This is a genomic window from Arthrobacter sp. Hiyo1 (assembly GCF_001263615.2).
GTDB lineage: Bacteria > Actinomycetota > Actinomycetes > Actinomycetales > Micrococcaceae > Arthrobacter.
This window is the reverse complement of record NZ_DF952470.1, coordinates 515,454-516,248: the sequence shown is the minus strand read 5'-3', so window position 1 is coordinate 516,248 and position 795 is coordinate 515,454. Positions and strand designations below refer to the sequence as shown.

Sequence of the window (795 nt, the reverse complement as noted above, 5' to 3'; positions counted from 1 at the left end):
GGCCGCCGTGATCGGCAACTCGGTCACGCACACGGCACCCGCCGAACCCGCGGAAGCCGCGCAAGAAGATCCCGAAGAAGTACCCGAAACCCTGCAAAGGACCGCAAAGTGACTGTTCTGCGGCTGGCCCGCTCCGAACTCAAGCGCATGACCGGCGGGCTCCTGCCCAAGCTGACCATCCTCGCCCTGACCATGGTGCCCCTCCTCTACGGGGCCGTGTACCTTTACGCGAACTGGGATCCTTACGGCAATCTCAACCAGATCGACGCCGCCTTGGTCGTCGAGGACGCGGGAGCCCAGCCGGCAAGCGGCCCGGAGCTGCAGGCTGGCCAGAAGGTTGCCGACAGCCTCGTGGAGAGCCACGTGTTCAACTGGCAGCGGGTGACCACCACGGCCGAAGCCGATGCCGGCGTTGAATCCGGCAAGTACGCCTTCGCCCTGAAGATCCCGAAGGATTTCTCGGCCAACCTTGTCTCGCCGGGCAGTTTCAATGCGGCCAACCAGGCGATGCTCAACGTCACCACCAATGACGCGAACAACTACCTCCTCAGCACCATCGTGGACAAACTCACCACTGCGGTGCACTCCACTGTGGCCAAGGAAGTAGGCGAGGAAACCGCCAACCAACTCCTCACAGGCTTCGGCACCATCCACGCTTCGATCGTCAAGGCGTCCGACGGCGCCTCCCAACTTGCCGACGGCGTCGGGAAGCTCAGCGACGGCGCGGCCGCCCTTCACGACGGCACCAGCAAGCTCAGCAGCGGTGCGTCCGAGCTCCTGGCGGGCCAAAACAAG

Annotated in this window: 1 protein-coding gene; it reads left to right on the top strand. The window is 64.4% G+C overall.

Annotation, left to right across the window (positions count from 1 at the left end; all coding sequences use genetic code 11):
- Positions 1 to 108: 108 nt before the first annotated feature.
- Positions 109 to 795, top strand: a 687-nt coding sequence (locus tag AHiyo1_RS11220; RefSeq protein ID WP_113990638.1) for a YhgE/Pip family protein, incomplete at its 3' end; no start/stop codon positions are given.